10 protein-coding genes are annotated in these 13,047 nt (G+C 54.5%); 1 reads left to right on the forward strand and 9 read right to left on the reverse strand.

The window, feature by feature from the left end:
• Positions 1 to 161: 161 nt before the first annotated feature.
• From RUDLU_RS0121345 to RUDLU_RS0121385, 9 genes are all read right to left on the reverse strand, one after another.
• Complete coding sequence (locus RUDLU_RS0121345; protein ID WP_019990469.1) at positions 162 to 1,868, reverse strand: IlvD/Edd family dehydratase; 1,707 nt, start codon at positions 1,866 to 1,868, stop codon at positions 162 to 164.
• Between the two features lie 55 nt (positions 1,869 to 1,923).
• Positions 1,924 to 2,529 (reverse strand): RNA polymerase sigma factor, encoded by a 606-nt coding sequence (locus RUDLU_RS0121350; RefSeq protein WP_019990470.1) that lies wholly within the window; start codon positions 2,527 to 2,529, stop codon positions 1,924 to 1,926.
• Between the two features lie 195 nt (positions 2,530 to 2,724).
• A complete protein-coding gene (dinB, locus tag RUDLU_RS0121355) occupies positions 2,725 to 3,807 on the reverse strand; it encodes a DNA polymerase IV (protein ID WP_019990471.1) in 1,083 nt (360 codons plus the stop codon).
• Positions 3,808 to 4,096: 289 nt separating this feature from the next.
• The gene (locus RUDLU_RS0121360) at positions 4,097 to 6,682 is read right to left on the reverse strand and encodes a penicillin-binding protein 1A (RefSeq protein ID WP_019990472.1); all 2,586 of its coding nucleotides are present in this window, start codon (positions 6,680 to 6,682) and stop codon (positions 4,097 to 4,099) included.
• Between the two features lie 196 nt (positions 6,683 to 6,878).
• Positions 6,879 to 7,406 (reverse strand): peptide-methionine (R)-S-oxide reductase MsrB, encoded by a 528-nt coding sequence (gene msrB / locus RUDLU_RS0121365; protein ID WP_019990473.1) that lies wholly within the window; start codon positions 7,404 to 7,406, stop codon positions 6,879 to 6,881.
• Positions 7,407 to 7,438: 32 nt separating this feature from the next.
• On the reverse strand, positions 7,439 to 8,245 hold the full coding sequence (locus RUDLU_RS0121370) for an anti-sigma factor (RefSeq protein WP_027303278.1): 807 nt from the start codon (positions 8,243 to 8,245) through the stop codon (positions 7,439 to 7,441).
• A 144-nt stretch (positions 8,246 to 8,389) separates the two neighbouring features.
• A complete protein-coding gene (locus RUDLU_RS0121375; RefSeq protein ID WP_019990475.1) occupies positions 8,390 to 8,956 on the reverse strand; it encodes an RNA polymerase sigma factor in 567 nt (188 codons plus the stop codon).
• 197 nt (positions 8,957 to 9,153) lie between these two features.
• The gene (locus tag RUDLU_RS28925) at positions 9,154 to 10,257 is read right to left on the reverse strand and encodes a fasciclin domain-containing protein (protein WP_019990476.1); all 1,104 of its coding nucleotides are present in this window, start codon (positions 10,255 to 10,257) and stop codon (positions 9,154 to 9,156) included.
• Between the two features lie 81 nt (positions 10,258 to 10,338).
• Complete coding sequence (locus tag RUDLU_RS0121385) at positions 10,339 to 11,721, reverse strand: alkaline phosphatase D family protein (RefSeq protein ID WP_044129590.1); 1,383 nt, start codon at positions 11,719 to 11,721, stop codon at positions 10,339 to 10,341.
• 52 nt (positions 11,722 to 11,773) lie between these two features.
• Here RUDLU_RS0121385 and lysA point away from each other — a divergent pair, with 52 nt between their 5' ends.
• Positions 11,774 to 13,024, forward strand: a complete 1,251-nt coding sequence (gene lysA / locus RUDLU_RS0121390; protein WP_019990478.1) for a diaminopimelate decarboxylase — start codon at positions 11,774 to 11,776, stop codon at positions 13,022 to 13,024.
• Positions 13,025 to 13,047 lie beyond the last annotated feature (23 nt).

The raw sequence follows: 13,047 nt of genomic DNA on the forward strand, positions 1-13,047 counted from the left end.
AAGCTCTTGCTGGGGCAACTTTAGACAGTAGACAGTAGACAGTGAACAACGAACAGTGAACAGCCAATAGTAAATGGGTACTTGTCAGCTGCTCATTGTTCGTTGTTCACTGTTCGTTGCTCATTGTTAGCTGCTCACTGTTCGTTGATCACTGTTCACTGTCAATGGCTATCTCGCTTGACTACGCTGCCCGACGAGCCGCGCAGGAAGTCGAGGTCAGCACCCTCGTGGGCCTGCGTTACGTGCCGGATGTAGAGGTTTACATACCCCCGGTTGTAGCCAAGGTCAATCGGCTTGAAACGAGCCAGGCGACCAGCCAGTTCTTCGTCGGACACGTGCAGGTGCAACCGGCGGTTTTCTACGTCGAGGGTAATCAGGTCGCCGTCCTGTACAAAGGCCAGGTTACCGCCCACGGCGGCTTCGGGCGATACGTGCAGAACCACCGTACCGAAGCCGGTTCCACTCATGCGGCCGTCCGAGATACGGACCATGTCGTGAACGCCCTGCGCCAGAATCTTGGCCGGAAGCTGCATATTTCCCACCTCCGGCATACCCGGATACCCGCGCGGCCCTACGTTTTTAAGCACCAGCACGCATGAGGGGTCAACGTCGAGATCGGGATCGTCGATGCGGGCCTTGTAATCGTCGATGTTTTCAAACACCACGGCCCGGCCCGTGTGTTGCATCAGCTCGGGACTGGCTGCCGAGGGTTTCAGAACGGCTCCGTTAGGGCACAGGTTACCCCGAAGCACGGCCACGCCCGATTCCGGTTTGAACGGCTCATCGATACTGGCGATAACCGAACGATCGTGGCATTGGGCTTCGGCGCAGTTTTCGCCAAGCGAATACCCGTTGATGGTCATGGCGTCGTTGTTGAGGACTGAACGTAACTCCCGGATAATGGCGGGTAGGCCACCGGCGTAGAACAGGTCTTCCACAAAGTGCTCTCCCGACGGTTGCAGGTTGGCCAGTAGTGGTATTTTGGCCGACAGGGTGTCGAAATCATCCAGCGACAAATCCACACCGATACGGCCGGCAATGGCCATCAGGTGAATAATAAAGTTGGTAGAACCCCCCAAAGCGGCATTAACCATAATGGCATTTTCAAACGCCTGCCGTGTCAGAATATCCGATGGTTTGATGTTTTGCTTAGCCAGCTCAACTGCCCGCATCCCGGTCAGGTGCGCCAGTACTTTCCGGCGCGAGTCGGAGGCCGGAATCGTCGCATTGTCGGGAAGCGCCAAACCCAGCGATTCAACCATGGCAGCCATTGTGCTGGCCGTACCCATCACGGCGCAGTGTCCCTGACTGCGGGCCATACAGGCTTCGGCTTCCACAAACTCCTTCTGCGACATTTTACCTGTTTTGAAATCTTCGGCAAAGCGCCACAGGTCCGACGTGCCAATTTTGCGGCCCTGATACCGCCCGGCCAGCATGGGGCCGCCCGACAGCACAATCGTGGGCAAGTCGACGCTACAGGCACCCATCACGAGCGAGGGCGTTGTTTTGTCGCAGCCGCAGAGCAGAATCACCCCGTCGATCGAGTTTCCCCGAATACTCTCCTCCACGTCCATACTGGCCAGGTTGCGGAAAAGCATCGCGGTGGGCTTGATTTGGCACTCTCCCAGCGACATAACCGGGAATTCAAGCGGAAAACCACCTGCCTCCCATACTCCCCGCTTCACGGCTTCGGCCAGTTCGCGGAAGTGCGCGTTGCAGGGGGTAAATTCCGAAAATGTATTGCAGATACCAATGACGGGCTTGCCTTCGAAGAGGTGATGCGGGAAGCCCTGATTTTTCATCCAGGCGCGGTAGATGAAGCCGTCTTTACCGGTGCGGCCAAACCAATCATGGGAGCGGAGGGGCATACGTTAAACCGAGTTCCATTAGGGGAACTCTCTGTCTGCATAAAGGGCATTTAGGTCAAGGCATACCCATGTTTACACGTTCGTAAAGTGCTTTAAGGCGGGTTCGGGCGCGGTTGAGTCGCATCTTGGCGGCACTCACCGTGATACCGAGATGTTTGGCGAGATCCTCGGTTTTAATGTCGTCTTCGTACTTCAGGTAAAGTATCTGCCGATCGTCGGGTTTAAGGTAACGGAGGTAAAACCAAAGGTCTTCGCTCGTGTCGGCTGGTGCTATCCAGTGAACGGGTTCGGTTTCCAGAAAAGCCTCGTTTAGGCTAAAATGCCCCGGTTGCCGCTGCTGACGGCGCAGTATATCTGTGCAGTGATTGCGCGTCACGGCATTAAGCCAGGTCGAGAAACTGCTCTGATGTTCAAACGAGCTAAGGTTTTGAAACACTTTGATCAGAACCTCCTGCGTGCAGTCGGCGGCTGAGTCTGGGTCCTTCAGCCAGTATAAGCACGTGTTATAAACAGGCCTGTACTGCCGACTGTACAGTGTATTCAGGTAGCGGGTGTCGGCGGTAGCCAGGGCCAGTCGGATTAGGTCCGCGTCAGAAAGTTGTTTGTAGGAGCGCTCTGCCGAACGTATTCGAATACTGGAGGAGGGGGCTGTCAGGGTCATACTTCTCAGCAGATTGGCGTATAGAGTAAATCGATAGATGCAATGGATGCAAAAGTAAGAGAGGATTTGTAACAATAAATGAAAATTATTTAATATTATGATTTATGTTGCCCGCTTGGCGAAAAATAGGTGTGCCGAAAGTCTCTAAGGCAAACTGACCGCCCCAATTGGTTCTGCGTTTTTGCAGCAATACCGTCAAAATAGGGTTAGTTGCCGGTTGGGCATACTGGTTTCGTCGGAAAGGCTGGACAACGATACGCCCAGTAGCCGAACGCCCTGCGTAACGGGTAAAATGGATTGGAGTAATTCCCGGCAGATTCGTTCGAGGGTTGAGCGATCGGGGAGAACAGTGGCTATTGTTCGACTACGGGTAATCTGCTGAAAATCGGCGTACTTCACTTTGAGCGTGACCGTGCGGGCACCAATCTGCCGATTCTGGCAGTACTCCCACACATCGTCGATCAACGGTTGAAGCCCATCGACAAGTGCCTGCTCGGTCGAAAGGTCGGTCTCAAACGTGTTTTCGGAGCCAACCGATTTCCGAACCCGGTCGGGGTTGACGGCCCGTTCGTCGATACCGCGCGCGATATGGTAATAATGATGGCCTGCCTTACCGAAGTGCCGGGTCAGAAACTCCTCCGACTGTTGCCGCAGATCGAGGCCGGTAAAAATACCGAGTGCATTCATTTTGCCGGCCGTAACGCGTCCGATCCCGTGAAACGCTCCCACGGGTAGGGGTTCGACGAAGCGGGGGCCGTCGGCGGGTTTAATCACAAACAAACCATCGGGTTTGCGGTAGTCTGATGCGAGCTTCGCCAGGAATTTGTTGTATGAAACCCCGGCTGAGGCCGTCAGCTGGGTATTTTCCAGAATTTTGGCCTTGATCTGCCGGGCAATTTCCGTTGCCGACGCCAGCCCGGCCCGGTTTTCGGTTACGTCCAGATAAGCCTCGTCGAGCGAAAGCGGTTCGATCAGGTCGGTGTATTCGGCAAAAACAGCCCGAATTTGGGCCGAAACGGCTTTGTAAACCTCGAAACGGGGTTTGACAAAAAGGAGATCGGGGCATTTCCGCAGGGCCGTAACCGATGCCATCGCCGATCGTACGCCGAAGGTACGTGCTTCATAACTGGCTGCGGCCACCACGCCCCGGGCCCGCGAACCGCCCACGGCAACAGGTTTGCCCCGGAGGTCGGGGTTGTCGCGTTGCTCCACCGACGCGTAAAAGGCGTCCATGTCGATATGGATAATCTTGCGGATCGGTGGCAACGGAGCGGGCATTATACAAATTTACCATACCAACGCCGTATCTGTTGGTACGGGTATAGGACAAGTTTATTCTGGCAGGTTTGCAAAAACGTTTTTCTGCCCCGGAGGATTTACAGCCGGGCCAACGTATCGGATAAAGAGGATTTATTTAGGCCCAGATAAATCCTCCTTATCCTGTAATCTTGTCAAAAGACTTGTCCTTCATCCGTCGGGACCTATACTTTTTCGGCAAAAACAGGCCAATGAAAAAGGGATTCGGCCCGTGACCAAATCCCTTTTTCATTTCAACTCCAGTTTACCGTCAGCGGCCACCCGTACTATTGGTGGTATCGGGCGGGGTTGTCGGTTCGGGGGTTGGGGCCGGGGTTGGTGTAAACGTTGAATCGAGCAGGCTCGGGTCTACGTCTGTCGAATCCGAATCCGTTGACTCGCTCTCGTCGTAGTCATAGCTACAGTTAAGATATTCTTTGGTAATCGGCACCGATGGCTTCGGGAAAGGCCCCTGAAGGTCTTTAAACGCTTTGTCGGCGTACACTTTTTCCAGGAACCGCCCGACAATCGGCAACGCTGTTTTAGCACCCTCACCCAGATCGGTGGATCGGAAGTGAATACTCCGGTCATCGCCCCCAACCCAGGCACCAATAACGAGTTTGTCGGACACACCCACAAACCAGCCGTCGGAGTTGTTCGAGGTGGTTCCGGTTTTGCCGCCCATCTGATGGTTGTTCTTAAAAATATTGAACGACCAGAGGTTTTGCGATGTGCCGCCCGGCTCCTGCAAGCCCCCCTGTAACATAAACATCATCAGAAACGCCGACTCTTCGCTGATCACCCGCTCCTGATTAGCTGTGAATTTGGCAATCTGATTCCCGTTGCGATCTTCAATACTGTCAACAATGAGTGGGTCTACGTGCTGCCCTCCGTTGGGAAACGTGCAATAGGCATTGACCAATTCATACAACGACACATCCGACGAGCCCAGCCCAATCGATGGTACCGCGGCCAACCGACTTTTAATTCCCAGCTTGTGCGCGTAGGCGGCCACTTTTTCGGGCCCGACGTCATCGGTAAGTTGGGCCGTAATCGAGTTGATCGACCGGGCCATAGCCCGGCGTAGGGTCATGTTGGAATACGAAAACGAGCCGGTCGAGTTTTTGGGCTCCCACACTTTGTCTTCGCCGTTTTCACGATACTCTTTCTGGAATGGCTTGTCGCGGATACGGTCGCAGGGGCTCAGATTCAGGCTCGTATCGTCGATAGCCGCGCAGTACACAAACGGTTTAAAGGTTGACCCCGGCTGACGGCGGCCCTGCTTTACGTGGTCGTACTTGAAGTAGTCGTAATCGAGGCCACCAACCCACGCCCGGATATGCCCATTGTGAGGGTCCATAGCGACCATGCCTGCCTGCAAAAAGCGTTTGTAGTAGGCAATTGAATCGTAAGGAGTCATTTCGGTTTCGCGCTCGCCTTTCTCCCCCCAGTCGAAGACCTTCATCTTGAATTTCTTCTCCTTCATGTAATAGTTGATGGAGTCGGGCTGATCGCGGAAACGGCGGGCCAGTGAGCGGTACCGATCGGTTCGTTTGGCAACCGAATCAATAAAGCCCGGAATCTCGTTCCCTTCTTCGTCAATCCAGGGGTTGCGGCCACGCCAATGGTTGTCAAACGTGCGCTGGAGCGTCTTCATTTTCTCGGCGGTTGCCTCTTCGGCGTAGGTCTGCATCCGCGAGTCGATGGTCGTCACAATCCGAAGCCCATCGGTGTAAAGGTCATACCCGTTCTCGTCCCCCCATTTCTTCACAAAGTCCATAACGGCGTTTTTGAGATAACTCGCCGGGCCGGCATAGGGGTTTTCGGGGGTGTAGTCGGTGCGGAGCGGCAACTGCATAATCGAGTCGGCCTCGGCTTTAGTCAGGTACTTATACTTCGCCATCTGACCCAGAACTATGTTCCGGCGCTCGCGTGAGCGGTCGGGGTTCCGCAACGGATTGTACGAGGTAGTCGCCTTCTGAAGTCCCACCAATACGGCCCCTTCCTGCACGTTAAGGCTGTCGGGGGCTTTATTGAAGAAAATCCGGGCGGCTGTTTTCAGGCCGAAGGCGTTGCTGCCAAAATCAACCGTATTGAAATAATAGGTAATGATTTCGTCCTTCGAAAAGTTACGCTCCAGCTTAATGGCCATGAGCCACTCTTTCGATTTGTAAATGATTTTCCGGACAAACGGGATTTTATTGAGAAGGCCGCTATTGTTTTTCCGGCGGGTCTTGAACAGGTTTTTGGCTAACTGTTGCGTGATCGTAGAGCCACCGCCGTCGCGCCCGAAACTGGCCGCAGCCCGCCCCAATGCCCGAACATCAATACCCATATGGTCGTAAAAACGGGCGTCTTCGGTAGCAACCAGCGCGTTGATAAGGGGTTTCGGAATATTTTCGTACTTGATCGGCGTACGGTTTTCGGTATAAAACTTGCCGATCAGCTTCCGGTCGAGGGTGTAAATTTCCGACGACTGATTCAGTTTGGGGTTCTTCAGCTCTTCAATGCTGGGCATCTCGCCTGTAAGCCATAAGAAATTGGTTTCCAGAACGAAAATATACAGGGCGGTTGCCAGCAAGCCGTACGTGAACAGGTGCCAGGCCCGCCGGAGGTAGGGGTAATAGGCGGCTTCGCGATCAATATATCGCCCGACGACCTCCCGCCGACGTTCGCGTAAGGCCTCCCGACGTTCTTTTAGTCGATTATAGCGCTCGTAAACCTGCTCTGTCCGTTCTTCGCCCAACGTAGCCGAGGCTCCCCGGCGCACAAGACGGCCCAACTTGCGCTTGGTCCGGCGATAAAATAGGCCGATAGCCTCCCAGACGGCGCGAAGCTGATCCAGTAATTCCCTCATTTCGATGAAATATAAATGCTACGATCACCCGGCCGACTGGCCCGACGGTGGATGCAAATATAACGCAAAATGACCCTTCAGTTATGTAAAAAGCCGGGCATTCGCCCGGCTTCATCTGAAACATTTGTCGTGAGGGAGTGGCATTGGCCACCCAGTCGGTCAATTACACGCTCTGACAGAGGGCGCTTTGCACAGGCTATTGTTTTTTGACAAACTGCATGGCTGTTCCGTTCATACAATAGCGCAGGCCGGTGGGCTTGGGGCCATCGTCGAAAACATGACCCAGGTGCCCGTCGCACACACTGCACATAATCTCGGTGCGGGTCATACCAAAGGCATAATCTTTGGCTTCTTTCACCGCGTTTTTGGCAATGGGCTGGAAAAAGCTGGGCCAACCCGTACCCGAGTCAAACTTGGCATCGGCCGAGAACAGGGGATTCTTGCAGGCGGCACAAACAAACGTACCTTTTTCGTGAATATCGTTCAGCGAACTGCTCCCTGCCCGCTCGGTGCCTTTTTCCCGAAGCACATAGTACTGGTCGGGCTTCAGAATTTTTTTCCACTCGGCATCGGTCTTCACCACCCGCCGACCACCCGGTGGGTCTACCTCGGGTGCTTGTTTGCTCAGGTCGGTAGCCTGAGCCGTGTTCGAACGGCACGACAAGTGAGTCAATGAGCTCACTACCAGCGCGCCATATGTCAGAAAGAGGGCTATGCGATTCATACTATATATACGAAAAAGGCCCTTGATTAGTTTTAGCCAACCTGCCCCACCGCTACCAGCGCTGTGAGGGTAGGTGTAGGGCTACCGCCCCGGCGTTCGATGGTTACAGCAAAGGCATCGGCCGCGCCAATGGAGCGGTTAGTGCGCTGAAGTTGCCCGTTGGTGGGCAGGTTTTCAAAGACACCGGCATCCACGGGTTTTCCATCAACAAGCGACCAAAGCTGATACTGCTGATTTTCGGCTAGCTTGGGCAATGAGCCAACTTCTACGGCTACCTGTTTGAGCTGGGCGTTCCAGTACACGGCCAACCGACCGTTGGGGGCTTTATCGTTGCCCAGAACCTGAATAACACGGGTACCGGGTTGCTTCAGCAGAGCAATGGCTGCATCGGCGCTCTGTTGTCGATCGCGCAACTGCCGGATTTCATCCTGTAGGCTGTTATTTGTCGACCGCAAGCTGCTCTGAACCTGCTGGCTTTCGCGGAGCTGATTCACCAGAAACAGAGCAAATGAGAGCAGAATGAGCCCCACCGAAGCCGCTGCCACCCAAGTAAACTGGAAAGTGGGCCTCGATACGGGCATGGGTTTCACAATAGGTTCCTGAACCGGAGCGGGCTCAAACGAGAGCTTGCTCATAATGGCCTCTTTCAGGTCGGCGGGAGGGTCAACGCTATGAACCAGAGCATAGCGTTCCATAGCTTCGGTGAGCTGATCCAGCTCCTGCCGAATTTCAGGATAAATCGACGCCAGACATTCTACCTCCCGGCGCTCCTGATCCGAAGCTGCGCCCAAAGCGTATAATTCCAGGGTTCCTGATGCTATATATTCGGAGACATCCATATCACAAAAAGTCAGCAATGGGTGGGCGGGTATTAGGTTTGGGCCCGCTTGCCCCAAGGCATCATATTAATCTTTTAGATTTGGTACGTTCATTACGGTTTGCTGCGTGCACGGCCGTGTCTCGGTGAGACAGGGACGCTGTGCTCATCGGGAAAAAAACTGTTTCAACTCCTGAAGGGCCGATCGGACGCGGGTTTTCACCGTACCCAGGGGCAGATTCAGGACTTCGGCGGCCTCTTCGTGCGTATAGCCGTTGAAGTACACCAGATCAATCAGCATTTTTCGTTCTGGCCTTAGTTTATCGACCACTTCGCGCATTCCGATGTGATCAATATTCTCAGGGTCCGTCTGGTGCTGCCGATCAACTATATATACGTTCTCCGCGTCAGTATGGATTGCATTGGCTGGATTAGGCCGGCTGCTGGCTTTGGCCGAACGTAAATTATCAATGGCAGTATTGCGGGCTACATTGAGCAGCCACGTGAAGAGCCTACCTTTAGACGCATCATACGAATCCAGGTTATTCCAGATTTTAATAAAAGCGTCCTGCAACAGGTCACGAGCCTGTTCATCGTCGTGTACAATCTTGCGAATTACCCCGAAAAGCGCGGGGGAATATTGATCGTACAGCCAGTGGAAGGCCTGCTCATCCCGCCGATTCAGCTTTTCGATCAGGACGGCCTCGGAGACAAAGGGCGATGTACGTTTCAACGATTTAGTGGAATAGAAGGAAGTACGCAACGGTTTTGACAACTGGAAGTAAAGAAAATTCATGCATAGTTGTGCAGGGGGAATACACGTTATTAATCTTTATTTAATCAAGTTGTTCGGCCAAATATAAAAGTTTGTCCACAAATGCACCATCAACGAATCGATAATGATGTAACCGTGGACAAACTCTCTAAAAATCAACGAAACACTACTGAACTTTCTTTAGGCATCAATACCGTATCGATACCATGAACCACGCCGTTGGTCTGTACCTGATTGGGGGTATCGACCCGGCTCGTGTGCCCCTGTTCGTCGGTCAAAACCACCTTGCCATCGCTACCCAGTTTGGCCGTCAGCGTTGCCCCGCTTAGGGTCTTAAGGTGCGCACTGCCGTTACCCGCTTCGATTTGCCGGGTCAGGGCGGCTACATCGAGCACCCCAGGTATTACGTGGTAAGAGAGAAGGGTACTCAGGGCGTCGCGGTTTTGCCCTTCGAGCAATACGTTCTGAATTTTTGCGGGTAATTTCTTAAAGGCAGCGTTGGACGGAGCAAACACCGTATATGACTGACCTTCCCGGAGACTTTTGTCGATCTGAGCCGACTGAAACGCGTTTTGGAGCGTAGTGTAGTCCGGCTGGGCGGCAATAAAGTCGCCTACGCTGGTTCGGCCTACGCTCGCCGTTGTGTTTACAATTGGCGCATTTTGGGCTTTCGACACGGCCGTACCGGTACCCGTAGCGGCTGGCCGGTTTAGGTTGGGGTCGCCTGCTGTGGCTTTCTCTGTACCGGTAATGCGGCCCGAACCGGCACTACCCGACGACACCGTGCCCGGCCGCACATCACCGGCTGCTCCGGTGGCACTCGGGTTGGAACCCACACCCGTAGGAGCCGTGGTAACCTGGTTACTGTTGTAATTGGTCGTGTTGCTGTTGTTGTTTACGGTGCCGTTGCTCATGGAGCTCTCACGGTAGGTCGCGTCTTGCCGACCCGAGTTGCCAGTGGTTCCGTCGGGTGTTGTGCTATCCTGCCGATTCTGCCGGGAGTTGACATCTGAGCGGTTGTTTCGGCGCATGTTTCTCCGGCGTTCCCGCCGATTTTTCCGGTCGGCATCGTCCTGGCCGGCGGTGTTGTCGTTCAGCATCTGTTCGCGCGAGGGCCGAAGGGTATCGGGCTGGAACGTAGGCGTACTGACCGTGTTGGGAACGGCCGTAGGGTTGGTGGTCACGCGTTGCGCGCTGGCGGTTGTGGTGAGCCATACCAGACTGGCGGTGGCCAAACCGAGGGTTTTTGGGAGATTCATTGTCTTAACATTGAGTAGAGTACAAAAAAAAGTGGCAACCATTTGGCTGCCACTAGGTAAACTCGGTAGAGTTACAATGGTTTACTTTAGCTCCGAGGCCTTGAGGGTCCGGCTCCATTTCTCGGTGCCTTTGGTATCAAAAACCTGAATCGTCAGGGCCCGGTCGCGGAGGGGGCCGCTAACGCTCAAAACGCCAAAATTACGCTCTGAGAGGTAGGTGCCTGCCTGGGCCGTGGGGAGCTTCAGTTCGTCGTCGGTGGCTTTGGCGGGGCCCGAGGTCAGGGGCGAGATGGTCAGGTCGTACAGGGGGTAGGTGCCGGGCCGGTCGAGCTTGTGCAGGATGGTGTGGTGGCGGTCGCCGGTCAAAAACAGAACCCCCGGGATTTTGGCCTCAGCAATGGCTTTAAACAGCCGGTCGCGCTCGTGCCCGTAGTTGCTGTAGTTTTCGGCTACTTTGGCGGGGTTGACTACCTGATTGCCAATCACCACAAATTTAAACGTAGCCTGGCTACTGCTGAGGGCATCCATGAGCCAGTCGAACTGCTGCTTGCCAAGGTAATCTTTGGCGGGGCCGTCGGGCATCTCGTTGGGGGCCCGGAAAGTCCGGTCGTCCATCAGAAAAAACTGGCAGTCGTTCCACATAAACGTACCCGTACACCCTTCGTTGAACACATAGTTGGGGTTGGCCCAGAACAGCTTGAAGGCTTCGAGCGTGACGGGCTTGAGCCAGTAACTACGGTCGGCATCATTGGGGCCGTAGTCGTGGTCGTCCCAGGTGGCATAGTGATGCGTGTTGGCCAATAGGGGCTGGAGTTCGGGCACCGAGCGGGTGTGTGTGTACCGGCGCAGCACGCCCGTACGGCTGTTCCAGTCAACTTCGCGGAGGTACGTATTGTCGCCGGTCCAGAGCATAAAATCGGGTTTCTGACCTGCAATTGCCCCAAATATCTCGTAGTTAGCTCCGTAGGGCCGACCGGGCCGGTCAACGTCCGGTTCGTTGACGTAGGTGCAACTTCCGACGCCGAACCGGAAAGCCGGTGGGTCCGTTCTGAATTGCCACAGGGGTTGGCTTTGGAACGTTGTCGGGTAGGGCAGGCTCACCTTCTGGCCCTCGATCAACAGTTCGTACGTGTACTTTTTTCCGGGTTCCACCCTGTCGGCGAGCAGGTGGGCTGTAAAAGCCGTTTCTTTTCCGGTTTTCACCTCGTCGGTGAGCTGGCTGCTGCCCGGTTTACCATCTTCGGTGTACCGAATCTGGACGCGGGCGGGGCTTTTGGTCTGCACCCACAGTTTTACCTCGCGCATATCCGATGCCCCCACCATGGGGCCGGCCTGTAGCAGGGTAGCGGGATTGGTACGGGTGGCTGGCGCGGCCGCAGTAGCGCGCCGGGGCTGGGCCGGGTTCTGAGCCAGTAGGGGGAGGGTGATCAACCCACTAAAAGCCAGTAATAATGCGTGTTTCATGGAGAAGGTCTAAGCTACTTAAGTCGTATATTTGCGGGAATTTTAGGCCAGTATGTATTTAGAAAACCGCTCGTATCAGATTCAGGGTGTCCCGGTGCTCGACATTGCCAACCAGTTTGGCCTGCCGACATACGTGTATGATGCCGACAAAATTATTCAAAAAATCGACTTGCTTCGGTCGTCCTTCACCGGCGTGGACCTTAAGATAAAATACGCCCTGAAAGCCCTCTCGAACCTGTCGATTCTGAAGCTGATGCGGAGCCAGGGTGTGGAGGTCGACGTAGTGTCGGTCAACGAGGCCCGGCTGGCGATGCGGGCCGGCTACGAGCCGTCGCAGATTATGTACACGCCAAGTGGTAACCGGTTCGCTGAGATTCAGGAGGCTATCGAGCTGGGACTGACCATTAACGCGGATAGCCTGCCACTCATTGAGCAGATTGGGCAAACCTACGGGGCTGCTGTACCGATTTGTATCCGAATCAACCCGAGTATTATCGATGGGGGGAACCTCAAAATCCAGACGGGTCATGCCGACTCGAAATTTGGGATTCCGAACCAGTACCGGCCGCAGATTAAGGCTCTGGTTGAGCAGTACGGCATTCCGGTAATCGGGTTGCATATTCATACGGGCTCCGATTTTAAAGATGGCAACACGTTCCTCAAAATTGCCGATGTTTTGTTCGACCTCGCTTCCGATTTCCCCGACCTGCGGTTTATGGATTTTGGTAGCGGCTTTAAGGTGGCCTACCGCGAGGGCGACCATGCCACCGATCTGGCCGAGCTGGGGCAGAAAGTTTCGGCAGCTTTCAAGGCATTTTGTGCCCGCTACGGCCGTAACATCGAGCTGTGGTTTGAGCCGGGCAAGTTGCTCGTGAGCGAGTCAGGGCATTTGCTGGCCAATGTCAACGTGGTGAAAGAAAACCCGACCCGTACATTTGTGCAGGTTGATACGGGTCTGAATCACCTCATCCGGCCTATGATGTACGACGCCTGGCACGACATTATCAATGTCTCGAACCCCGAAGGCCCCGAAAAACTGTACACGGTGGTTGGCTACATTTGCGAGACCGATACCTTTGCCACCGACCGGCTTCTGCCCGAAGTACGCACCAATGATGTGTTGTCGTTTGAAAACGCGGGGGCTTATGGCTTCATGATGGCTTCTACGTACAACATGCGTGGGCGCCCGGCCGAGGTAATGGTATACGACGGACAAGCCCACCTGATTCGGGAGCGCGAAACGTTTGAAGACCTCCTGCGCGGGCAGATCGAAATTGAATTTACTGAATTGACAACTATATAACTCTAAACAGTTTACAGTTTTCG

Origin of the sequence: Rudanella lutea DSM 19387 (assembly GCF_000383955.1) — a bacterium.
In the GTDB taxonomy this organism is placed as follows: domain Bacteria; phylum Bacteroidota; class Bacteroidia; order Cytophagales; family Spirosomataceae; genus Rudanella; species Rudanella lutea.

What these genes read in the sequence shown, in the direction of transcription:
- RUDLU_RS0121370 (WP_027303278.1), bottom strand. Translation starts at nt 8,245, where the DNA reads ATGGATGTCTCCGAATATATAGCATCAGGAACCCTGGAATTATACGCT.
- RUDLU_RS0121345 (WP_019990469.1), bottom strand. Translation starts at nt 1,868, where the DNA reads ATGCCCCTCCGCTCCCATGATTGGTTTGGCCGCACCGGTAAAGACGGC.
- RUDLU_RS0121360 (WP_019990472.1), bottom strand. Translation starts at nt 6,682, where the DNA reads ATGAGGGAATTACTGGATCAGCTTCGCGCCGTCTGGGAGGCTATCGGC.
- msrB (WP_019990473.1), bottom strand. Translation starts at nt 7,406, where the DNA reads ATGAATCGCATAGCCCTCTTTCTGACATATGGCGCGCTGGTAGTGAGC.
- RUDLU_RS0121385 (WP_044129590.1), bottom strand. Translation starts at nt 11,721, where the DNA reads ATGAAACACGCATTATTACTGGCTTTTAGTGGGTTGATCACCCTCCCC.
- lysA (WP_019990478.1), top strand. Translation starts at nt 11,774, where the DNA reads ATGTATTTAGAAAACCGCTCGTATCAGATTCAGGGTGTCCCGGTGCTC.
- dinB (WP_019990471.1), bottom strand. Translation starts at nt 3,807, where the DNA reads ATGCCCGCTCCGTTGCCACCGATCCGCAAGATTATCCATATCGACATG.
- RUDLU_RS0121350 (WP_019990470.1), bottom strand. Translation starts at nt 2,529, where the DNA reads ATGACCCTGACAGCCCCCTCCTCCAGTATTCGAATACGTTCGGCAGAG.
- RUDLU_RS28925 (WP_019990476.1), bottom strand. Translation starts at nt 10,257, where the DNA reads ATGAATCTCCCAAAAACCCTCGGTTTGGCCACCGCCAGTCTGGTATGG.